The sequence below is a fragment of the Sphingobacterium sp. WM genome (genome assembly GCF_029542465.1).
Classification (GTDB): domain Bacteria; phylum Bacteroidota; class Bacteroidia; order Sphingobacteriales; family Sphingobacteriaceae; genus Sphingobacterium; species Sphingobacterium cellulitidis.
In genome coordinates this window covers 117337-138784 of the sequence record NZ_CP120709.1, presented here as the reverse complement: position 1 = coordinate 138784, position 21448 = coordinate 117337, and the positions used below count along the sequence as shown (strand labels likewise).

The window sequence follows — 21448 nt, the reverse complement described above, 5'->3', positions numbered from 1 at the left end:
TTAAGGTATAAGTTAAATTTCTCTGTTTTGTAGGGACGTCTCAACCGCAAAAAGTAATTCCTTCCATGTAACATCTAAACGTTTTAAGACCTCCATCCCCTCTAAAGTGATTTCATAATATTTTCGTGGCGGACCTGAAGTAGACTCCTTCCAGTTATAACTCAATAGACCATTGTTCTTTAATCTAGTAAGCAATGGATATAATGTCCCCTCAACCACCAACAATTCAGCTTTCTTTAATTCGCTGATAATGTCTGAGGCATATATTTCTCCCCGAGAAATAATTGAAAGAATACAGTATTCCAGTATTCCTTTCCTCATTTGGGTTTGTGTATTTTCAGCTATCATAACAATACAAAGATATATCCTTTGGATGGTACTTTGCAATACATAGTACTATATTTTTTCAATGTTTAATCACAACACACTGATTTACAGGAGAATAATTTTTTGTCCAACTTCCAAACATTCTTTTCAAAACCAAAAAAATTGTTATAAAAGCTTTTATATCTGACTTTTAAATACGATTTTTATCATCAATGAATTGGATAATTAATTACGCATGGGCAATCTTATGGGCAATCATTATGATGCTCCTAATGTTATTGCCAGCAAATGACTTCCCAACGGGAGGTTTTTTTGAAGGTTTTGATAAATTAGTTCACACAGGAAGTTTCTACCTACTAACTACTTTAATTCTATTCGGAAGAATTGTTGATACCAAAAGAAGAGCAACGAAATTAAAGACGATTATCGTTGTATTTTGCGTTTCTTCCCTGTTTGCTTTCTTTACTGAAGCAGCTCAAATGTATTTCACATCAAGCCGTCAAGCTGATTGGTGGGATATCTTTGCTGATTATGTGGGAATTGGAATGGCGCTCTTCAGCTATTTACTTTTGTATAATCGGAAATTCCAATATAATTAATCCGATCTTTTCCTGAATTTATTTTATGCTCGGGCTATACTAGCAATGTATAGCTTGCAGTCGGGCATGGTCGCTAATAATTCCACGGCTGCAGAAGTTATGGTCGACCCCGTGGTTAATACATCATCGACCAATAAAATACGTTTGTCTTTCCATTCTTCTGAGAATTTACAGATAAATATATCCTCAACATTATTGATTCGCTCTTCTGTGGCCATCTTTGTCTGACTTTTTTGATATTTCCTACGCTTCAAGACAGTGCAATCCACTGAAACACCCATGCTTCTTGATAAACCGCGAGCAAATACTTCACTTTGATTATACCCTCTTTTTAGAAATCGCTTTGGGTGCAATGGAATCGGAATAATAACATCTATCCCCTTAAAATAGGGCGATTCCATTAATTGGAATCCATACCGTTGCCCCAAGAAGTATCCTACCTGCGGATGATTATTATATTTTAAATTATAGATTAATTCCTCCACAATGGAACCTGGCTTCAGGATCAACATCGAACTCGCAAATTCAAACCTGAACTTTCCCTTCAGCAATTGAACTGCTTCATTATTACTATCAAAATGAAAATCCGTCCCTGGTAAATGAAACAAGCAACTCGTGCAGAGCATATTTTCTTGACTAACAAGAACTTCCTTACAACCCATACATACCTGAGGATAAAATAAGTCCCACACCGATCGCCAAACTTTAATCATTGGTTTTTATTTTTATTTATAAATATAATTTATTTAACCATTATCGAGCCGCTTTTACCGGATTTATTTTAAAAAAAAATCACTTCTTAACATATATCAATTTTCAAGAACAATATTGACCGTACTTTTGTAGCATAAGAAAGAAAGATTAAAGATGATGGAATTAGGAATAGGTATGTTTGGGGATTTACAAATAGATACTCAAACAGGTAAAATACAAGCTCCCCAACAAAGACTACAGGAAATAATCGAAGAGATTAAGCTGATGGACGAAGTTGGTGTTGATTTCTTCGGAATGGGAGAACATCATAGGGCTGATTATGCCGTTGCAGCTCCCGAAATTGTCTTAGCAGCAGCTGCAACCGTAACAAAACGAATTAAATTGGGCTCGGCAGTATCCGTATTAAGCTCCGCCGACCCCGTAAAACTATATCAGGATTTTGCAACCGTAGATTTAATCTCGAATGGAAGGGCCGAAATTATGGCCGGAAGAGGTTCTTTTATCGAATCATTCCCCCTTTTTGGATTCGACCTGAAAGATTATAGCTCCCTGTTTGAAGAGAAATTAGATCTTTTGCTTCGAATCAATAACTCTCAAACAGTAAACTGGACCGGAAAACATCGCTCCAGCTTAATCAACCAAAGCATATATCCAAGAGCCGTAAACGACAAATTACCAATCTGGATTGCTGTAGGTGGAACCACCGAATCTGTAATCCGTGCAGGTAGATTGGGCCTACCAGTTATGTTTGCCATCATTGGAGGCTCTCCAATAAATTTCAAACCTTTGTTTGAAATCTACGAACAAGCCTATAAAGACAATGGTCATGACATGAGCAAATATCAGGTCGGTGTACATATGCACTCTTTCTTCGGAGAAAATTCTAAAGAAATCGCAGATTGGTACTATCCGTATTATTCAGCTCAGATGAATAGAATTGGTGCTTCCAGAGGATGGCCTCCATACCAAAAAACGCAATACGATTACGGCCGCTCAAGCCATGGACATCTTATCGTCGCTGATGTTAATGAATCCGTTGATAAGATCCTCCAAATTCAGGAAACTTTTGGTCTAACTAGATTTTCCGCACATACGGATGTTGGTAGCCCAGACCATAGTAAAATGATGAAGGCTATTGAACTCTATGGAAATCAAATCATTCCAAAAGTTAAAGACGCATTGAAATAAATACAAGAACTATTAATAAATAAAAGAAGAGCCTCGGTTCTTCTTTTTTTATGGAATTTGATACCTTCCTGCATCCCCCAATAAAATTAAGCTATGAAAAGAATCTTTATTTGGCCAATGCTCTTGTTATTAACAATGGCATCATGCAGAAATAACCATCAGGAAGATGTGGCCTCAGCCGATCAAATGGAAGCGGCTAGCAACGTAGATAATGTTATGCTAGAACCATCAGCGTTGAAAGGCAACAATGTTGATAGGAATGATGCATCGACAAATGAACCTATTCAAAATCAACAAAATAATAACAGCAAAATAATCCGTTCAGGCAATATTTCCCTGGAGTCCAAAAAAATAGAACAAAGCAAGGCAAATTTAGATGCACTATTAAAAAAATTCAATGCCTATTATGAACAAGAAAATACGAGTAATAACAACGATTTCACTTCTTATAACCTGACAATCCGCATCCCAGCAAACGCATTTGATAATTTCTTGAGTGCCCTGGAGAAAGGTGAAGATAAGCTTACGGATAAAAACATCAGTGCTCAGGATGTTTCTATTCAATACTATGATTTGGAGTCCAGGTTAAAAAGCAAAAGAGCTTTTCTTGAACGCTATCAAAATATGGTGAGTAGTGCAAAGAATGTTAAGGATCTACTTGAAATCCAAGAACAGATCAGACAATTGCAGGAGGATATCGACAGTAGCGAGGCAACTATGCGAAACCTTAGCAACCAGGTAAATTATTGCACATTAACAGTTAATCTATTCGAATACCAAGCAAACCTTCCAATGGGTAGCAACTCATTCTGGGTAAAAATGAAAGATTCATTGGTGTTCGGCTGGAATATGATCCAAACACTAGTTCTAGGAGTAATTGGAATATGGCCAATCTGGATTATTGCTGCAGTAATTATCCTGACCATCCAAAAAATCAGAAAAAACAAGAGGGCAAAAAAGATTAATTCTTAAAAGTCAAAGCAGCACATTTCTGACGATCTAAAATCAGATAACTTGAGGAATATGCATTAGCTTGAATATAGGAACTTAGGTTCAATTGATCCTTCTTAATCCGAATGATCTTTTGAACCTGATTCCTTTGTAGGAAAACCAGATATCCTACTTCAGGATCGTTGGTGGATAGATTTTCCGGAAGTACCACTCCCGTTTCCTCCAGTATTTGCCCACAATAATGGTAAGATGCCAATAACATGAGTGAATCCCATGGAAAGCAATCCATGCGCTGAAAATCTATTTTTGATTCGGGTTTAACTTGGCTGAAAGTAGATTGAAAATCTCCAATACAAGCATTCCTTTTTAGCTGTGTACAAGAACACAACATCATCATAAACAATACAAATAAAAGACTGATTTTCATTTTATTAATACGGTCTGGTACAAAAACCCATGTAATTATAATAATAGTTAGAAATAGAAATTGTAGCTCATCAAAGAGATAACAAATTGATAACGAAAATTTATCATGAAAGTCTATTATTCGGCCTAACAGAATTTTATTACTTCTAGCTTATATTTTTTGATGTATCTTTGTACCGTGGAAAAAGCAGTAAAAACGGTAGATATCAGGAGTTTGAGTTTAACTCAGTTAAAAGATTCACTTGTTGAAATGGGTGAGCAGGGATTTCGCGCTAAGCAGATTTATGAATGGCTTTGGCAAAAATCCTGCACTGATTTTGACGAAATGAGCAACTTGAGCAAGTCTCTTCGGGAGACCTTAAAAGCCAATTTTACCATCAATGCTGTAAAAGTTAAACAATCCCAGATCAGTTCAGATAAAACCATCAAAAGCACGTTCAGTTTATATGACAACAATGTCATTGAAGGGGTACTTATCCCTGCTGATGACCGTATGACAGCATGTGTGAGCTCTCAGGTAGGATGTAGTTTAACCTGCAAATTCTGCGCTACGGGTTATATGGATAGAAAAAGAAATCTGAATGCCGATGAGATTTATGATCAGGTAGTTTTGATTGCCAAACAAGCCGAAGAAAAATACGGACATCCCCTAACAAACATTGTTTATATGGGAATGGGTGAACCCTTGTTGAACTACAGCAACATGATGAAATCTGTAGACCGTATTACCTCTCCAGATGGCTTAAACATGGCTGCAAAAAGAATCACAGTATCCACTGCCGGAATTGCCAAAATGATTAAAAAACTGGGAGATGATGAGGTTCGTTTTAACCTAGCTCTTTCTCTGCATGCAGCAAATGATGATAAAAGAAATGAAATCATGCCTATTAATGAGCAAAACTCATTAGCAGCATTAGCAGAAGCATTGAAGTATTTCTACGCCAAGACTAAAAGCCCAATCACATTCGAATATATCGTCTTCAACAATTTCAATGATGAAATCCAAGACGCCAAAGAATTAGCAAAATTCTGCAAGAATGTTCCCTGCAAGGTCAATATCATCGAATATAACCCAATTGCATTAGCAGATTTCGTCAATGCAGAAGCCGACAAAATCGACCAATTTGCAAATTACCTACGCAGCCAAGGTGTAATCACCAATGTCCGTCGTAGCCGAGGAAAAGATATCGACGCCGCATGTGGCCAATTAGCCATCAAAGATAAAACCGAAAGCGCTTCGTAGGGGCGTATTGCATACGCCCCCCTTAAACAACCGCATACGCGACTAATATCGACTCGGCTTTTCGACCTAATATCGACTCGGCTTCTCGACCTAATATCGACTCGGTTTCTCGACCTAATATCGACTCGGCTTCTCGACCTAATATCGACTAGGCTTCTCGACCTAATATCGACTCGGCTTCTCGACCTAATATCGACTCGGTTTCCCTACCAATATCACAACCGCATACACCATGTTTCATCCGGAAACATTTTATAGAAAAGGGCTTATGCAATAAGCCCCTACCTGATTATCCGTGGATATGTTCCTTCGTTCCGTAGGATTGGATTAATTCCCCTTCAAAGTCCAACCACTCTTTCCAGCGTTTATCGACATCTACGTCTTTGGTATATTTTTTCGCAAAATTCAAAAAGGTCGTATAATGATTGGCTTCTGAGACCATCAGATCATAATAAAACTTGGCTAGTTCCTGATCTTTTATGTTTTTGGAAAGGACTCTGAATCGTTCACAGCTTCGGGCTTCTATCATCGCCGCAAATAATAGACGATCAATAAAAGCTTGATTTCTCGAACCATCCTTCTTGGCAAATTTCATTAATTGCCCTACATAATCATCCTTGCGTTCGCGGCCTAATTCATAACCGCGCTCTTTGATAATATCAATCACCATCTTGAAATGTTCCATTTCTTCAATGGCAATGGCAGTCAATTCATGAACCAAATCCTCAAGCTCGGAGTTTTGGGTAATTAAGGAAATAGCATTGGAAGCTGCTTTCTGCTCACACCAAGCGTGATCCGTCAAGATTTCCTCCAAATTAGATTCCGCAATATTTGCCCAACGTGGGTCCGTCAAAAGTTTAAGTCCTAACATAGTAATCAAAATTTCAACAAAGGTAATGAAAACAAAATCATCCCCCTAAATACATGAAATAATGCTAATTTGCAGCATGAGAAAAACAATACTTTTCATCGGTTTAGTATGGCCAGAACCAACCTCCTCTGCAGCAGGTTGGCGAATGCTCCAACTCGTGGACCTATTTCTTTCTCATGGTTATAAAATAACCTTCGCTTCTGCGGCAAGTAAGTCAGAGTTTAGTTTCCCTCTACTGGAAAAAGATGTGCAGGAAATCGAAATTACATTAAACGACTCTTCTTTTGATGAAATCATAAAGGAGCTAAACCCTGAAATAGTGCTATTCGACCGATTTATGATTGAGGAACAATACAGCTGGAGAGTTGCTCAAAATTGTCCGGATGCCATCCGAATTCTGGATACCGAAGACTTACATTTCGTAAGACAAGGACGTCAAAATGCATACAAGAAAGGAATCGAACTCGATGATTCTCTTTTATATTCTGACCTTGCTAAAAGAGAACTAGCAGCAATTTATCGCTCAGATTTAAGCCTGATTATTTCTGCTTTTGAAATGAACCTCCTTCAAGAAGAATTCAATGTCCCTAAGTCCTTATTATGTTATCTGCCTTTTCAGGTTTCACATAATCAGGAACAATCAAATTATGGTTTCGAGGATCGGGAACATTTTACCTTTATTGGCAATTTTCTACATGAACCTAATTGGAAAACCGTTCAGGTCATTAAAGAATTATGGCCTTCCATTCGAAAAAGATTACCTGAAGCAGAAATGCATATCTATGGCGCCTATCCTACTGAAAAGGTATGGCAGCTAAATCAACCTAAACAAGGGTTTAGGATAATGGGCCGTGCAGATCATGCCATTGAAACCCTAAAAAAGTATAGGGTTCTTTTCGCGCCAATCCCATTTGGAGCTGGATTAAAAGGAAAATTTATTGACGCTCTTTATGCTGGTACTCCTTCAGTCAGCTCAAAGGTTGGGGCGGAGGCCATGTTTCAAAATCAAGAATGGCCAGGTACAATAGCGAGTACAACGAATGAATTAATTGATGCTTCAACAGCACTGTATCAAGATTCAGTAGCATGGAATACCGCATCCAAGACCGCTGAAAAAATCCTGAAATCCCTAATAGATCCTAATTGGGGAATGGAGTTTTTAACGCAGATTGAAAAATTAGAAACTGATTTAAATAGATTGCGAATGAAGAATATGGTTGGCCAAATTTTATGGTCCAATCAATTTCTCGCCTCAAAATATCTATCGCAATGGATTGAGGAAAAGAATAAAAAATAAAAAAGGCATACACGTAATACGCATATGCCAGTTCTCAAAATTAAGTTTAATTTCTACTTTCTTTTAAACTCTATCTTCGTATTTGCTGCATTATCCTGTCCGGAAATAGAAAATCTAATCGTAGACTGAATAATACTTTCGTTTATCTTGTATTGAACATTATCAAAATACATAGTTTTTGAATTTTCAATTCTGTATGCAAAAGACTTTGAACCACCTTTACCATCATAAACATAGGCATAGCCGTCTTTATCAAAATCTAAATAGGTTCCTCTGCTCGTTGAAGCAATGGTATCCGTAATCTCTTTTCCATCTACAGTGGTAGTTTTCACTACATTCTTCCATTCCCCAGTACGAATTGCATTCAGAGCAATATCATTCTCCGCACTATTCAGGGTTTCTTTACTACATGAAGCAAATCCAATTGCCACTAAACCCAAAATCATTAACTTTTTCATAATGCTATAATCTAATTTCTTTAAAACTCATTTACTCCTCGGGCATACTTCCAATCATTATGCCAAGAAATGTTAAGAAAAAGATTTCTATCCTTAGACTAAGCGGTAAAAATCTAGTTTTTTATCCATTTAGATAGACAGAAACAACATTTTTAGTCAAAAAAAACACCTTTGAAAAAATTTTCAAAAGGTGCGCCTTTCATAGGTACTTTACGAACTAATTCGCTATCAACCAAAATAGGAGGCAATCACAGCTATAGCAAATACCTTCCTGCAAACCACCGGAAAAAGACCCACTGATTTTGCAAATGATTTGTTACCAACTTAGATTTTAGTGTTTCAAATACACTATTTAACAGATTGATTTCCTATATTTAGTAAAACTATTATTTTATGAAAACATTAAAAGGTCCGGGTATATTTCTTGCCCAGTTTATAGCAGATGAAGCTCCATATAATAATCTAGAAACTATTAGTGAATGGGCGAGCTCCCTTGGTTTTAAAGGCGTGCAAATCCCTACGAATGACCCTAACTTCTTTGATATGCAAAAAGTTGCGGAAAGCAAGACTTATGCGGATGAGATCAAAGGAAAGCTTAAAGAAAAAGGAGTTGAGATCACAGAATTATCCACCCACCTTCAAGGTCAGTTAGTAGCTGTTCATCCTGCCTATGATAAACTTTTTGATGGCTTTGCTCCAGAAAAATATAGAAATAACCCTAAAGCCAGAACAGAATGGGCGATTGACCAATTAAAATTGGCGGCAAAAGCTTCCGCGAATTTAGGTTTGAATGCTCATGCTACTTTCAGCGGTGCATTATTATGGCATATGGTTTACCCATGGCCTCAACGTCCTGCAGGAGCGGTAGAAACCGGTTTTAAGGAATTAGCGAAAAGATGGTTACCTATCTTGGATGAGTTCGATAAAAACGGAGTAGATGTTTGTTATGAAATTCACCCTGGTGAAGACTTACATGATGGCGTGAGTTACGAGCGTTTCCTAGAAGCCGCAAATAATCACCCAAGAGCTTGTTTACTATATGATCCGTCCCACCTATTATTGCAAGGAATGGATTACCTAAGTTATATAGATTATTACCATGAACGCATAAAAATGTTCCATGTGAAGGATGCTGAATTCAACCCTACAGGAAAACAAGGTGTTTATGGTGGCTACTCTGGATGGGTAGAACGTGCTGGTCGATTCCGTTCCTTAGGAGATGGCCAAGTCGATTTCAAAGGCATATTCAGCAAGTTAGCTGCTTATGATTTTGATGGCTGGGCAGTTATGGAATGGGAATGTGCATTGAAAAACTCTGTCGATGGAGCAACCGAGGGTGCACAGTTTATCAAAAACAATATTATCAAAGTAACCGATAAAGCATTTGATGATTTCGCAGCAACTGGCGCTGATGAAAACTTCAATAAAGAAATTTTAGGTATTTAATTCTTAAATAAAATTCTCTTAAGAGCCGCTCGAATCGAGCGGCTCTTTTTTTGTCCCAATTTATGGAATAGCTTGACTCAAACTCCCACTTTCTGGGGACTTTCTTCGGACCTTCTTCGGAGGTCTGTCGGAGCTTGTTCGAATTTTTGCGGACAAGGTCCGAAGGATTTCCGGGACAACTCCGCTCCTAGGTAAAATTTGAATAAAGCTATTCCATAACAGGAATGAAAGTTGAAGGATTAGTACGTAATTATTTCAAACAATAGCGAAGAATCATCCAAAAATTCATGGCTTTATTTTTAGCCATTTCTCATTAAATGCTAATTAGTTAGATTTCGACTTTCGTCAATAAATTGTTGTTATTTTATTTATTTCAGGAATTTTTATAACAAAATAGGTTTGGTTTCGTTTAAGTAATACACATTACTGTAACAAACTTGATATAAAGTTTGAGGATTTAATCCCATTTCTTCCAGGAAATAGGCTATTTAAATCACCATTTGAACGGAATTTTTATTTAAAAAGTACTCTGATAAACAATTAATATATGACGCAAATCCTTTACCGTTCGCTATTCATAGCATGTACGTTCATGCTTTTTTGCCATCAAGGTCGGGCAAGCACTAACGAGAAAAATCACAAATTAGAATTAAAAACCAAGTTACCTTCCGCAAACATCGATTCCTTAGATATCATTGGAAAGATTACTGATTCCACTGGTACAGCTGTTGAAGGTGTGGTAATCACTGAGCAGGGGACCACAAATTCTGTCCTTTCCAATGAGAATGGAGAGTATAAAATTGCGGCCAACCCCAATGGGGTATTGGTTTTCCTAAAATCTGGCTTTGCCACCCAAGAAATTCATGTCAATAATCAAAAGCAATTGGACGTGAAAATGTTGGTTGCTACGCCAGAATCAGAAGCTGAAGAAACTGATTCAGCCAATGTGGACAGCAGCCAAGTCGATAGCACGATAACTGAAACTGACAGCAGCCTGGTTCAAGTGGATAGCTCCCAAAATGCTGTTGCGACAGATAGTACAGCTCAAGAAACCACAGGTACAGCTCCATCTGGACAAAATACAATCACTGGAACCGTGACTGGACCTTCAGGTCCATTGCCGGGAATTACAGTGAAGGTTGTTGGCTCAAATGCCACTGCCAGTACCGACGAAAACGGGAAGTTTCAAATCGCCGCGGATGCTAAAAATAAAATCCGATTTTCATCCATTGGTTATAAAACCATAACCCAAACCGTTGGAAATCGAAAAGACATTCAAGTCGTCATGGCAACAGAAACCAATACCATCGAATCCGTTCAAGTGGTTGCTGTAGGATATGGTACCATGAAAAGAGCTACCCTTCCAACAGCCGTTTCGAGTATTGGAGCCAATGAAATCGAAGATGAGGTTCTACCAAGTGTTACTCAGGCTATCCAAGGCAAGGCTGGTGGTGTGCAAGTGACTCAAAAGTCAGGTTCACCAGGTGGTGGTATCAGCATTCGGGTTCGTGGTACAACCTCCATCAACGCCAGTTCAGACCCACTATACGTGGTAGACGGAATCCCAGTAAACAGCACTACAAATTTCACCGGAGGTTCTACTTTTGACTTTGGTGGTGGTACTCAAGGGATCAATGTCCTTTCTTCAATCAATCCTTCGGATGTTCAATCCATCGAAGTATTGAAGGATGCGGCATCTTCTTCCATCTATGGTTCCAGAGCCGCTAATGGGGTCGTATTGATTACAACAAAAAAAGGTCTTGCAGGACAAAGCCAATTCAACTTCAATATGTATGAAGGGTTTTCGCAGGTACCGAAAGAAAGGTATTATGATTTCATGAATACTGCCCAGTATCAGGACTACATGAAGGATTACTACAGAATCTTACAAGAGGAAGACCCTAGTAAAACGATTCCTGATCAGATATTCTCCAATCCAGGAGTGAATACTGACTGGCAAGAAGCTATTTTTAGAACTTCCCCAACCAGAAATTATGAACTTTCTGCAAGTGGAGGTAGTGATAAAACCCAATATTATACTTCAGTAGGCTACATGAAGCAAGGTGGGGTATTGTTATCCTCAGATTTCGACAGATTAAGTGGTCGATTAAACCTGAATCATCAACATAGTGATAAATTAAGATTTTCAACTTCGATGAACTTGACTAGAGCAACGAATCATAGGGTTCAGGAAGAAAATTCAAAAGAAGGTTCGACAAAATCAGGTATTTTCTCGCCGCCTAATATTCCGGTTTATGATGACAATGGAAACTATTACTATGATCAAGTTAGATTAACCAGAGAGAACCCTGTTGCTATGTTGGAATTACCAACCAACAAGGCTCAAACTTATCGTATCCTAGCGAATGCAAGTGCGGAATATAATATTATTCCAGAGTTATTATTGAAGACAAGCTTCGGGACAGACTTAAGTTTTATTGATGAAACCTTTTTTATGCCTCCGACTGGATTACGCTCATACACAAGTCAAGGTGGTATTGGGGCTAGCAGAAGTACCCGCGATCAATTATGGATCAACGAGACTACACTAACCTTTGACAAAACGTTTGGTGACCATTACATCAATGCTTTAGGTGGTTTCTCGGTTCAAGGATCACGTTTGGAATTCACTCATGCGCAGCGCTCAGGCTTTCCAAACAACGATATTCCTTATGTAACTGGTGGTGGTGTGATAACAGGCGCCAATGCTTATCCTGAAGAATGGGCTATCGCATCTGGATTTGCCAGAGCATCCTACGTATATAAGGACAGATATATTATCAATGCGAATGTGAGAATGGATGGATCCTCTCGATTTGGAGCTGATAACCGTTGGGCAGTATTCCCATCGATGGCTGCAGCATGGAGAATCTCTGAAGAAGATTTCTTAAAAGATAATGTGACTTTCAGTGATTTGAAATTAAGAGCATCTTGGGGGATTACAGGTAATCAAAATATTGGAAATTATGCGAGTCGTTCCTTATACTCCAGTGGTAACAATTATATGGGCCAGGCGGGATTTATTCCAAATGTGCTTGGTGACAAGGGTTTGAAATGGGAAACTACCAGACAATGGAACGTTGGGGTAGATGCCGGTTTCTTCAATGATAGAATCTCCTTATTGGCAGATTATTACTACAAGAAAACAAGCGATTTATTGATTGGTCTTCCAATATTAACGAGTTCAGGATTTATTAATCGCTTCACGAACTCCGGTGATATTGAAAACAAAGGATTTGAGTTTGAACTAAGCAGTAAAAACCTAGTGGGAGAATTCAAATGGAATACTTCCCTAAACATGACTTTTAATAGAAATAAAGTTTTGGCATTACCAGAAGGGTTATCCGAAATGCGTGGAGGTGTTGGCGATTTGAACCGTGCGATTCCAGGTATGCCATTGGGAGTTTTCTATGGTTGGAAGGCATTAGGTGTTAATCCAGAGACTGGGATGATTGATTATTTAGGTAGGAATGGCGAGGCAGTAACACCTACAGACTATGAAGATCACGTGATGATTGGGGATCCCAACCCTCAATTCTTCGGTGGTATTACCAACAATTTTGAATACAAAAACTTCGACTTGAGCATCTTGGGACAATTCTCCTATGGGAATGATATTTTCAATTACAACCTGGCTTCAGGTCTAGAAGGATTTAACCCAAGTTCCAATCAATTTATAGATTTCGTAGATAGATGGCGTGAGCCGGGAGATATTACCGATGTACCGCGTCCTGCTCCGGGAAGCTTAGATAATGGTGCTGTTTCTTCAAGGTTTGTTGAAGATGGTTCATTCTTTAGAATCAGAAATATCACCTTGGGCTACTCATTACCAACAGAGGTCGCAGAGCGTATCAAGATGAAGAGATTACGCTTCTATGTGACAGTACAAAATGCATATGTATTCACCAAATATAGAGGTTATGACCCAGAGGTTAGCTCGAGCCATGGTGGTGCAAATACAGGATTAATTTACGGTTATGACTATGGAAGTTATCCACAACCAAGGATTTTCACTACAGGTATTAACTTAACTTTCTAACGGTCGCAAATATGAAAATGAAAAATAGAATATTATCCATATGTTTCGTTGCATTGACAGCGATTTCCATGAGTTCATGCAACAAATTTCTAGATAAAGACCCTTTAGGTCAGATTACAGAAGATGAATACTTCAACTCCGAGACGAATGCAAATGCGGCAGTTATTGGAGCATACCGGTCCATGATGAATTCTTATTCATGGGGCCAATCTACCTTGATTGTTCCTGAATTTTCGGCTGTGCATGTTCGACATTCGGCTGTCTATCCGGAATATGAAACCATAGCCGCGCATGAAATTCAAGCAATCAATCCATGGACAGCCAATATGTGGCAGGCATTATATGCAACGATCAATGCTGCAAACAATGTTATTGAAGAAGTCCCGAATATGGATGCATCCATGATCTCCGATGAAAAGAAAAAGGTCCTGGTTGGCGAAGCTAAGTTTATACGGGCATTAAATTATTTTTTTCTGGTTCGGGCATTTGAAAGAATTCCTTTAAAATTAACAGCCACCAAAGAAGGTGATGATCTCAATACGCCACAAGCTAAAAAGGAAGACACCTATACGCAAATCGTAAAGGACCTTACCGATGCTATTGCTGCATTGCCTAAAGAAAACCCATATTCAGGCGATGAATCACGCGGAAGAGCTTCCCATTGGGGTGCGAAAGCCTTGTTAGCCAAGGTTTATCTCTACCAGGCATCCTTTACGAATGATTATAAAAAAGCTGCGGACTTATCCAATGAGGTCATTAACTCAGGAGGTTTCAGTTTGGTCTCGGATTATAGCACAATATGGACTACTCAAAACACGAATGAAGCAATTTTCGAATTGCAATTCGACGATCAAGCGACCAATCCTTTAGCTTCGGTAGCTAATGATAATGCATCAGTCTTATTCTTTGCAAAGGACTCCACCGTTTTAGACCTGTATGAAGAAGCAGATAAAAGGAAAGATTTCACCATCAAGAAAGGAAGCAATAATAATTATTTCATGGGCAAGTTTCCTAATTTCTCACCAGCAAGTCAAAATGTAACTGTAATTCGATTAGCAGAACTTTACCTGATTCATGCGGAGGCAAAAGCTAGAGTGGATAATAGCGTCAGTCAAGCGGCATATAACTCATTGAAAATGGTTCAAGACCGAGCTGGAGTGACAAAGCCTATTGGATCGTTTGGGAACTTAGCGAACTTTATCACCGCTGTACAGGAGGAAAAAGAACGCGAATTGATGTTCGAAGGCGAGACTTGGTTTGATTTTGTGAGAACGAAATTGGCCTTGAAGAAATACAAAAGCCTTAGCAAAGCAGAGTACATGATATACCCAATTCCAACAGCTCAAATTTCTTTGGGCGGTGGACTAACTCAGAACCCTGGTTACTAAGTACAATAAACAATTTATGTTCTAAGGAGGCTGAATAGCCTCCTTTTTTCGTAGGTCTTATTTTTTATCCTTGACCCGATATAGCTTATCGCGATCCATGATAAAAATATTCTCTTTATCCAAGGCATAAATTGCATGGGATTCTCCTACGAAAGCAGCCGTCTCTGAAAGTAAGATTGGTTTCAATAATTCACTTGCTCTATCAAATTTATAAGCAAATGCATATCGACCATCGTCAATGTAATCAGCAGTACTGGTTAAATAAATATCATCATCAATCCCAGTGATATCAGTAAAGACTAAATAATCACCTTCGTTATAATCTTCGATTGGATTGAAAGGTTTAGAGATATCTAAGCGCATCCAATTCTTTCCAAAATCTGTAGACCGCCAAAAAGAGCGAGATCCAACGCCGTACAATTCCTTGGGGTTGACCATCCACAAGGACCTCAATGTTGCATCCACATTGGTCTGTAATGGTGAAGTATAATCTGACCAGGTTTTTCCTGCGTCAGCAGTATAAAATGGAGAACCAATGGCAGCATCCAAGACCAACCAGTTTAGCGTATCCAATATTGTAATATCAATCCATGATTTATTATTCAGGAGACTATCATTTAAGCTTACAGATTCCCAGGATTTACCAGCATTCTTGGTCAACATCATTAAGGGCTCAAGCTTATCTTTTCTTTCCCCGACTGCTATCCCAAAGTTATCATTGAGAAAACGCAATTTATACCAGGTAATACTTTCTGCGTCTGGATAGAGATCCTTGCAATCAAAGACTTCCCAGTTTTCAAACTGCGTGTTGCTCCTAAAAACATACTTACTTTCACCCAGTACATAAACATGATCTTTGGTCTGGGCGGTGCTATGGAAGGCATTGGCAAATCTAGAAAAATCATAAGCCCTCCAGTTTTTGCCGCCATCTAGCGTAGTACGAATAGCTAACCTCGTTCCTCCAACAATCAAGCCTTGTTGCGGATTGGTAAAGAGGACATCATTGAAAAAGCCAAAAGAAAGTTCCTCATTTTGAAATAGAATTTCTGCCTCAGTATCGTTTGCCAGGTTTTTGATTTTTGTGGGTTGAAAGGCAATATCATATCCATTCGGTTCGCCCTCCGTCAATTCAGAAACCTCCAGAACGGGAACATAGTGGGTCTCCTCTTGTGCTTGACAAGCATGAAGAACAGGGACAAATAGGCTTGTGACAAGCACTGTTCTGAAATTACTTTTGATTTTATCCCAATTCATAAGCTTTAGTTTAGGATCCCACTTCCTGCAAGAAAGACTCCAGGTCACTTTCCTTGGAAAGTCCAAACTTTTGTTTGAGTCTATACTTGAACATCCGTACTGATTGTGCTTCTACATGCAATACTTGGGCGATCTGTTTGGTAGACATCTGTAAATAAATATAAGCGCAATACCTAAGATCCAATGGAGTAAGTTTTTGATTGGCCTTTTCTATCAATTGCGAGAAGAATGTCGGGTGCAATTGTTGAATTTGCCATTTAATATCCTCAAAATCAGCATTCAGCAGAGTCTCTTCACGCAATAACTTTTGAATATCACGGGGGTCACCATCTTGAAGTTTGGATTGGATCTGCTTCAGCATGTCATTCTTATGCTCAATAATCAACGAGTTTGCAAGGGCTTCCTTTTGTAGTTGTTGATGTTTCAGTTCCAGTAGGTCCTGTTCGGCTTTCAAACGAGCTTGTTCCTCCCTTTCTAGACGAACTTGCATCTCAGCGTTCTGTTCTGCATCTTCTTTTTCCAAGGCTAATTTCTTTTCGCGTTCGATGGAATATCGTAGCTTAAAATGGTAAGACCTAAACATAAAGGCTAGACCTAATGTGGCCAGGATTGCCAAACCGCCATATAGATAATTTTGTCTCTGCCTCAAATCAGCTGTTTCTCCCAATAGCTTAAGTTGCTGATCTTTCTTTTCGGTTTCGTATTGAATTTCCAGCTTCTGGGTATTGGTAATTTGTTGCTGATCGAAATTTTGTTTGAGAACACTTTCTGATTTTTTCTGATAATTCAAGGCTGATTTAATGTCGCCTTTCTTTTCGGAAAGGTCTGCTAGATGTTTAAAGAGTAGATATTCCAACCTGAACAGGGAGTTATCTCTTCTGGAATCCAGCTTACTTACCCCCTCAATAAGGTATTGTTCAGCTAGTGCAATATTTCCTTCCTTGACAGCAAAGTCACTCTTGATTCCATAAATATTGATCCATCTACTGAACCTGGCGCGGTCATTCTTCAATTCCACTTCCGCCTCATCAAGATATTTATATGCCAATTCCTTGCGCTTAGCGATTGGCCCATTATCATATTCCAAATAGTAATTAGCAAGATTGATAGCGGCAACAACCAAGGTATTGCTACTCACCTTAGAAGGAAACTCCTCAAATAACTGATAAGCTCTTTGCAGATAGAAGAAATTACTGTCTAAATCCTTTTTATCTTTCGACTTTCTATACTTGTTTAAGTACACACTCGCATATCCGAGTTGCACATTCGCGATGTAATTTTTATTATCAGTCTTTTGGGCGTATTTATCACACTCTCGGATATAATGCTCCATTTTATTATTTTCATCCCAACCCGTATAGGATGCATAGATGAGATAATTGAAATAATATTTGAGATGGTCTACATTCTTTTCGTTTTCTAAGAGTTTCAGAGCTTCTTGTGAATCCTTGACCACTTGGTCGGTTAAATTCAGATAACTATTCATGAATGCCCTTGCCCGCAAAGCCATTGCTTTTGTGACAGGATTATTGGTATTATCAATTTGATCAATAACCAGGTCAACGGTTGCACTTCCTAATTTCAAACTGTCTCTTTCTAAGAATATTCCACTTTTATAGGTATTCAGGTAGATAATATCATCAGGACCATTTGCAGGGTTCTTTAAGGCTTGATTAAGGAGGTCCAAGGATTTGTCATCCTGATTTTTCAGGTTCAAAGCCTCGACCTGATTAATTACTTCCTGTGTGCCATTAAGCAAGCTTTGACCAAAGCCAGAAAAGGTAATTAGCAAAAGTACAATGATCAGAATGTTTCTCATATGGATAAATTACTCGAAAATTGGTATTGGCAATCTATTACTTTTTTTTGAAAGAATAGTCCGATTTGGAAAGAATCAAAAACCTAGCCAAGGATGTATTAACCTCACTTACAGGCGCTTATATTTCTTGTATATACTTTGTATATACAAGTTTTAAGGCATGTATACGAATTGTGTTGATTAGATAGTTATCCTTTTGATGAAAGTTTAGCAAATTTAAATTGAGATAAAATCGGCGGATAATTCAGCAGCAATTAGGTCGGTATTTTTACATATCAAATATAAACGCGGATATCATGAGTTCTAAAGTTCAAGCAGTACTAAGCTATTTAGGTATATTATGGTTACTAGCATTTTTTGCTGGGAAAGATCATCGCGATCAATTCAGTAGCTATCATTTAAAACAAGGTTTAGGTTTGATTATTTGCTCCTTCATTTTTGTTCTAATTTTGGCTATCCTGATGGCAGTGGCCCCATCGGTTGCCTTTATTTTCAATTTATGTAGCTTATTAATCTTCATTTTAATGATAGTTGGCATTCTTCATGCTATTAACAATGTGGAGAAACCGCTCCCATTCATTGGCGAATACTTCATGAATAAATTTGATTTTATTGATAACCCTAGAAAAAAGTAATTATGTCAGCAGCAATCCATTGGTCCCTACTTATTTTAGGGCTAGTATTATTAGGGTTTTCCATTGCTCAGTATATGAAGACCAAAAAGATGATGGCAACGGCAATCTATGGCGATGCTACAGTTATTGAAAATAGATTAGTAACTTCGAGAGACGATAGAGGCAGTTCGATTTTATATCAACCGGTGATGGAGATAAAATATAAGGATAAGACCTTCTCTTATAGCCCAAACTTTCGTTCCAATCCAGCAACATATAAAATTGGAGAACAGGTTCCAGTTGTATTTGAGGCTTCTGACCCACAGTCTGCCCGTATTGTTTCCTATTGGGGTATACACCTTGCAACGCTTATATTAATGATATTTGCACTACCCATGATAACAATTGGAGGCGGTTACGTGTTATTCAAATATGGTTTGATTTAAATTTTAAGATATGTCAGAACAATGTTCATTATATATTAAAGTCAGGATTTCGAAAGAGAATTTGGATGGATTCCTAAAGGCTAGACCAATTGCTAGTACGTTAAATTCTAACTGGTTGGATTGGTGGGATTCTCGGGAAATGTATTCAAAAACAGAACTCAAGAATATCCCAGCTTATCATGTTCCCAGCAATGGGGACATCCTGCAAGATATCTTAGAAGATAATCATATTATTGCTAAACAGGCTTATCAAGATGGTCATTGGTATTTATTAGGTTTACAGTTTTCTGAGAATTATTCTGAAATCCTCCCCATGTTATCCTGGATAAAGGACTTGGCAGCACATACGGATAATAATGACACGGGAGAGGCATTTATCTTTGATTATTTATGGGGCGATAAAACAGTAATGGCCTACATTCAAATTTCCGACAAACAAGGTCGCTTAACCCGATTTAATCGTACAACTGAAATTGACTCAGACACATTAGCGGAAGCCAATGCGATGTTCGAAAATTTGTCAAATAGTTTACAATAGATATATCTTAATAGATTCCTACGAGAAATGAATGAAGTAAAAATATTCTTTATTATTATCGGTACGTTCTTCATGCGCGAACAACCTACCCTTGTTGCAGAAAAAGCAATAATTTCTATTGACCCACAAAAAAAAGAGGTTGTCATTACTCAACATAATCTAATTTCTACGAGTGAAGAACAGGATGTTTCTAAAACAGAAGAACTTTTAAAACTAAAGAACAAGGAAATAAATTGGGTTGAAGAGCTAACTCCTTTCAAGAATAAATCCTTACAAGTTCAAGAAAATGGAAACTCAGTTTCATTGACTTTGTCTTTCCAATATGATAATCCCAAAGATCTGGAAGCAATCAATATAGGATATAATGATTCGGAGTATTCGGTTTTCTTGGAAGAGAAGCTTGTTGCTAAATCCGGAAATTCTCAAATTTCGGAACCTTACGTGCTTTTTAAGGAGAATGCCCCTTTTTCATTCGAGGTAGGCATTTTTGACGAATGGTTAGATCCTAACTCTACGATTCCAAAATTCAACCCCGAATTCATTGGTCAACCCTTAGTAATGAAGAAATCCGATGCCATCAAAGGAAAATCCTTAAGTCAGATTAGCGAAGCTGCAAAATATGGTACTCCGCCTTCTTACATTAAGAATGGATTGAATCTATTTTTCGCAGAAGACCAGGATTTTTTGCTATTGAATGAAGAGGTAGAATTAGAGGTAAGCTATCTGGATAACAATACGGTTTTAATTCCTATAGAGGATGCTGGAATTAATGTAGCAGGACTAAATAAAGGGGATAACTATTTTGTTTATCAAGTAGATGAAATGAACGGAAACCTTACATTACTCCCTTCTGATAACAGCGGGAATATTCTAAAGGACAAACAGCCATTATATTTCAGTACAATACCAAAAGAGGGATAGGGTTAAAGAATTAGGATAGGAAAACCCTAAATATATATTAAATAAGAAAAGTAAAAGAGGTTTCTGATTTTATGATCTGAAGTATTGCATTCTGGTTTTAAGAAGTGCATTGATTTTGATCAATTTTAAGACACTAGGGATGATAGCCATAATGGTTGCCACAACTAGTACAGATAGCATCAGACTTTTATCTTGCTTAACAAAAAGTCCAACGGTAGCAATTAACATAGACATTGCCAAGAGTCCACCGAATATAATGGCAACAGAAACTTTACGTTGAATCGTTAAGTCCTTTAATGTGTCTCCTATGTTTCTATTACTTTCCATGATGCTTAAATTTTAAGTAATTGATTCGTCTTTGTGAACTATTTATTAAATCTAAGAATTAGTTCTCATTTTGTAGCTACAAATTTACAAAAAGTTACAATTACCCAAAAGCAAAATATGAAAAAATGTTTGAACAACAATTAATTAGATAAAATAAATGAAAGCGATAGCTAATAATAACAAGAACACAAATTAGTATTTCAGAAGTTAAGGATTAGGGGTAAAATATCCCCTGAAGAAGCTGTACGCGAGGAAAGACCAAAATAATATCGCCAGAACATGAATAACTGTTTCGAATTTTTTCCCTTTCCAGAGCAAAGAAGGGTAAATAAAGAGTTGAAAGATTAATCTGATGAACCAAAAAACTCCTAATCCAAGACAAATTTTTCTTCCCAATTCCGTTTGTAACAAATCCTCAGTTTCAACTACACAAAGTAAACCCATCATCCCCACTGTCAATGCAATAAAGAAGGTATGAACCTTCATCATGGACCTGTTTATTAGTTGAAGAGGCGCTAGATCTATTTCCCAATTAAAGTACCTGGGAAAGATGACATGTATACAACTAAGCAAGATTAACAG

At 37.9% G+C, this 21448-nt stretch carries 21 protein-coding genes; 12 read left to right on the top strand and 9 right to left on the bottom strand.

Features of this window, described 5'->3' with window-relative positions; genetic code table 11:
• Positions 1–12: 12 nt before the first annotated feature.
• Positions 13–348 (bottom strand): PadR family transcriptional regulator, encoded by a 336-nt coding sequence (locus PZ892_RS00605; protein ID WP_094257550.1) that lies wholly within the window; start codon positions 346–348, stop codon positions 13–15.
• A 191-nt stretch (positions 349–539) separates the two neighbouring features.
• Between PZ892_RS00605 and PZ892_RS00600 the strand changes: the two genes are divergently transcribed.
• Entirely contained in the window at positions 540–926 is a 387-nt protein-coding gene (locus PZ892_RS00600) for a VanZ family protein (RefSeq protein ID WP_094257549.1), read from the top strand.
• 23 nt (positions 927–949) lie between these two features.
• Here the strand turns inward: PZ892_RS00600 and PZ892_RS00595 are convergent, their stop codons facing one another.
• Positions 950–1639: a phosphoribosyltransferase family protein gene (locus tag PZ892_RS00595; RefSeq protein ID WP_277711936.1), complete on the bottom strand. Its 690-nt coding sequence runs from the start codon at positions 1637–1639 to the stop codon at positions 950–952.
• Between the two features lie 154 nt (positions 1640–1793).
• On the opposite strand from PZ892_RS00595, the gene PZ892_RS00590 reads away from it, so the two are divergent.
• Entirely contained in the window at positions 1794–2828 is a 1035-nt protein-coding gene (locus tag PZ892_RS00590; RefSeq protein ID WP_306427052.1) for an LLM class flavin-dependent oxidoreductase, read from the top strand.
• Between the two features lie 93 nt (positions 2829–2921).
• Positions 2922–3800 (top strand): DUF4349 domain-containing protein, encoded by an 879-nt coding sequence (locus PZ892_RS00585; protein WP_277711935.1) that lies wholly within the window; start codon positions 2922–2924, stop codon positions 3798–3800.
• Here PZ892_RS00585 and PZ892_RS00580 read toward each other — a convergent pair.
• Positions 3790–4206 carry a hypothetical protein gene (locus tag PZ892_RS00580; RefSeq protein ID WP_277711934.1) on the bottom strand — a complete coding sequence of 139 codons (417 nt, stop codon included), beginning with the start codon at positions 4204–4206 and terminating at the stop codon, positions 3790–3792. The genes PZ892_RS00585 and PZ892_RS00580 overlap by 11 nt on opposite strands.
• Before the next feature lie 162 nt (positions 4207–4368).
• Here PZ892_RS00580 and rlmN point away from each other — a divergent pair, with 162 nt between their 5' ends.
• Positions 4369–5448 carry a 23S rRNA (adenine(2503)-C(2))-methyltransferase RlmN gene (gene rlmN, locus PZ892_RS00575; protein ID WP_277712938.1) on the top strand — a complete coding sequence of 360 codons (1080 nt, stop codon included), beginning with the start codon at positions 4369–4371 and terminating at the stop codon, positions 5446–5448.
• 289 nt (positions 5449–5737) lie between these two features.
• Here rlmN and PZ892_RS00570 read toward each other — a convergent pair whose 3' ends face one another.
• Positions 5738–6319 carry a tRNA-(ms[2]io[6]A)-hydroxylase gene (locus PZ892_RS00570; protein ID WP_094281323.1) on the bottom strand — a complete coding sequence of 194 codons (582 nt, stop codon included), beginning with the start codon at positions 6317–6319 and terminating at the stop codon, positions 5738–5740.
• A gap of 76 nt (positions 6320–6395) precedes the next feature.
• On the opposite strand from PZ892_RS00570, the gene PZ892_RS00565 reads away from it, so the two are divergent.
• Positions 6396–7616, top strand: coding sequence for a glycosyltransferase (locus tag PZ892_RS00565; protein WP_277711933.1), 1221 nt, complete (start codon positions 6396–6398; stop codon positions 7614–7616).
• 53 nt (positions 7617–7669) lie between these two features.
• On the opposite strand, the gene PZ892_RS00560 is transcribed toward PZ892_RS00565, so the two are convergent.
• Entirely contained in the window at positions 7670–8074 is a 405-nt protein-coding gene (locus PZ892_RS00560; RefSeq protein WP_094281319.1) for a hypothetical protein, read from the bottom strand.
• A 393-nt stretch (positions 8075–8467) separates the two neighbouring features.
• Here PZ892_RS00560 and PZ892_RS00555 point away from each other — a divergent pair, with 393 nt between their 5' ends.
• From PZ892_RS00555 to PZ892_RS00545, 3 genes are all read left to right on the top strand, one after another.
• Entirely contained in the window at positions 8468–9520 is a 1053-nt protein-coding gene (locus tag PZ892_RS00555) for a sugar phosphate isomerase/epimerase (protein ID WP_277711932.1), read from the top strand.
• 547 nt (positions 9521–10067) lie between these two features.
• Entirely contained in the window at positions 10068–13559 is a 3492-nt protein-coding gene (locus PZ892_RS00550) for a SusC/RagA family TonB-linked outer membrane protein (RefSeq protein ID WP_277711931.1), read from the top strand.
• Positions 13560–13576: 17 nt separating this feature from the next.
• Positions 13577–14947, top strand: a complete 1371-nt coding sequence (locus tag PZ892_RS00545) for a RagB/SusD family nutrient uptake outer membrane protein (protein WP_169715202.1) — start codon at positions 13577–13579, stop codon at positions 14945–14947.
• A gap of 57 nt (positions 14948–15004) precedes the next feature.
• Here PZ892_RS00545 and PZ892_RS00540 read toward each other — a convergent pair whose 3' ends face one another.
• Together PZ892_RS00540 and PZ892_RS00535 are read right to left on the bottom strand one after the other, a co-directional pair.
• Positions 15005–16201: a hypothetical protein gene (locus tag PZ892_RS00540; protein WP_277711930.1), complete on the bottom strand. Its 1197-nt coding sequence runs from the start codon at positions 16199–16201 to the stop codon at positions 15005–15007.
• 10 nt (positions 16202–16211) lie between these two features.
• On the bottom strand, positions 16212–18020 hold the full coding sequence (locus PZ892_RS00535) for a hypothetical protein (RefSeq protein WP_277711929.1): 1809 nt from the start codon (positions 18018–18020) through the stop codon (positions 16212–16214).
• A gap of 296 nt (positions 18021–18316) precedes the next feature.
• On the opposite strand from PZ892_RS00535, the gene PZ892_RS00530 reads away from it, so the two are divergent.
• The 4 genes from PZ892_RS00530 to PZ892_RS00515 are packed head-to-tail and all read left to right on the top strand — an operon-like array spanning position 18317 to position 20539.
• Positions 18317–18655 (top strand): DUF4870 domain-containing protein, encoded by a 339-nt coding sequence (locus PZ892_RS00530; protein ID WP_277711928.1) that lies wholly within the window; start codon positions 18317–18319, stop codon positions 18653–18655.
• Positions 18656–18657: 2 nt separating this feature from the next.
• A complete protein-coding gene (locus PZ892_RS00525; RefSeq protein ID WP_094281305.1) occupies positions 18658–19080 on the top strand; it encodes a DUF3592 domain-containing protein in 423 nt (140 codons plus the stop codon).
• A 10-nt stretch (positions 19081–19090) separates the two neighbouring features.
• Positions 19091–19618, top strand: a complete 528-nt coding sequence (locus tag PZ892_RS00520) for a hypothetical protein (RefSeq protein ID WP_277711927.1) — start codon at positions 19091–19093, stop codon at positions 19616–19618.
• Positions 19619–19645: 27 nt separating this feature from the next.
• Complete coding sequence (locus tag PZ892_RS00515) at positions 19646–20539, top strand: hypothetical protein (protein WP_277711926.1); 894 nt, start codon at positions 19646–19648, stop codon at positions 20537–20539.
• Between the two features lie 69 nt (positions 20540–20608).
• Here PZ892_RS00515 and PZ892_RS00510 read toward each other — a convergent pair whose 3' ends face one another.
• Both PZ892_RS00510 and PZ892_RS00505 read right to left on the bottom strand, forming a co-directional pair.
• Positions 20609–20866, bottom strand: coding sequence for a hypothetical protein (locus tag PZ892_RS00510; protein WP_094257532.1), 258 nt, complete (start codon positions 20864–20866; stop codon positions 20609–20611).
• A 207-nt stretch (positions 20867–21073) separates the two neighbouring features.
• Positions 21074–21355 (bottom strand): hypothetical protein, encoded by a 282-nt coding sequence (locus PZ892_RS00505; RefSeq protein WP_218823978.1) that lies wholly within the window; start codon positions 21353–21355, stop codon positions 21074–21076.
• Between the last annotated feature and the right edge of the window lie 93 nt (positions 21356–21448).

What these genes read in the sequence shown, in the direction of transcription:
- PZ892_RS00605 (WP_094257550.1), bottom strand. Translation starts at nt 348, where the DNA reads ATGATAGCTGAAAATACACAAACCCAAATGAGGAAAGGAATACTGGAA.
- PZ892_RS00600 (WP_094257549.1), top strand. Translation starts at nt 540, where the DNA reads ATGAATTGGATAATTAATTACGCATGGGCAATCTTATGGGCAATCATT.
- PZ892_RS00595 (WP_277711936.1), bottom strand. Translation starts at nt 1,639, where the DNA reads ATGATTAAAGTTTGGCGATCGGTGTGGGACTTATTTTATCCTCAGGTA.
- PZ892_RS00590 (WP_306427052.1), top strand. Translation starts at nt 1,794, where the DNA reads ATGATGGAATTAGGAATAGGTATGTTTGGGGATTTACAAATAGATACT.
- PZ892_RS00585 (WP_277711935.1), top strand. Translation starts at nt 2,922, where the DNA reads ATGAAAAGAATCTTTATTTGGCCAATGCTCTTGTTATTAACAATGGCA.
- PZ892_RS00580 (WP_277711934.1), bottom strand. Translation starts at nt 4,206, where the DNA reads ATGAAAATCAGTCTTTTATTTGTATTGTTTATGATGATGTTGTGTTCT.
- rlmN (WP_277712938.1), top strand. Translation starts at nt 4,369, where the DNA reads ATGTATCTTTGTACCGTGGAAAAAGCAGTAAAAACGGTAGATATCAGG.
- PZ892_RS00570 (WP_094281323.1), bottom strand. Translation starts at nt 6,319, where the DNA reads ATGTTAGGACTTAAACTTTTGACGGACCCACGTTGGGCAAATATTGCG.
- PZ892_RS00565 (WP_277711933.1), top strand. Translation starts at nt 6,396, where the DNA reads ATGAGAAAAACAATACTTTTCATCGGTTTAGTATGGCCAGAACCAACC.
- PZ892_RS00560 (WP_094281319.1), bottom strand. Translation starts at nt 8,074, where the DNA reads ATGAAAAAGTTAATGATTTTGGGTTTAGTGGCAATTGGATTTGCTTCA.
- PZ892_RS00555 (WP_277711932.1), top strand. Translation starts at nt 8,468, where the DNA reads ATGAAAACATTAAAAGGTCCGGGTATATTTCTTGCCCAGTTTATAGCA.
- PZ892_RS00550 (WP_277711931.1), top strand. Translation starts at nt 10,068, where the DNA reads ATGACGCAAATCCTTTACCGTTCGCTATTCATAGCATGTACGTTCATG.
- PZ892_RS00545 (WP_169715202.1), top strand. Translation starts at nt 13,577, where the DNA reads ATGAAAAATAGAATATTATCCATATGTTTCGTTGCATTGACAGCGATT.
- PZ892_RS00540 (WP_277711930.1), bottom strand. Translation starts at nt 16,201, where the DNA reads ATGAATTGGGATAAAATCAAAAGTAATTTCAGAACAGTGCTTGTCACA.
- PZ892_RS00535 (WP_277711929.1), bottom strand. Translation starts at nt 18,020, where the DNA reads ATGAGAAACATTCTGATCATTGTACTTTTGCTAATTACCTTTTCTGGC.
- PZ892_RS00530 (WP_277711928.1), top strand. Translation starts at nt 18,317, where the DNA reads ATGAGTTCTAAAGTTCAAGCAGTACTAAGCTATTTAGGTATATTATGG.
- PZ892_RS00525 (WP_094281305.1), top strand. Translation starts at nt 18,658, where the DNA reads ATGTCAGCAGCAATCCATTGGTCCCTACTTATTTTAGGGCTAGTATTA.
- PZ892_RS00520 (WP_277711927.1), top strand. Translation starts at nt 19,091, where the DNA reads ATGTCAGAACAATGTTCATTATATATTAAAGTCAGGATTTCGAAAGAG.
- PZ892_RS00515 (WP_277711926.1), top strand. Translation starts at nt 19,646, where the DNA reads ATGAATGAAGTAAAAATATTCTTTATTATTATCGGTACGTTCTTCATG.
- PZ892_RS00510 (WP_094257532.1), bottom strand. Translation starts at nt 20,866, where the DNA reads ATGGAAAGTAATAGAAACATAGGAGACACATTAAAGGACTTAACGATT.
- PZ892_RS00505 (WP_218823978.1), bottom strand. Translation starts at nt 21,355, where the DNA reads ATGATGAAGGTTCATACCTTCTTTATTGCATTGACAGTGGGGATGATG.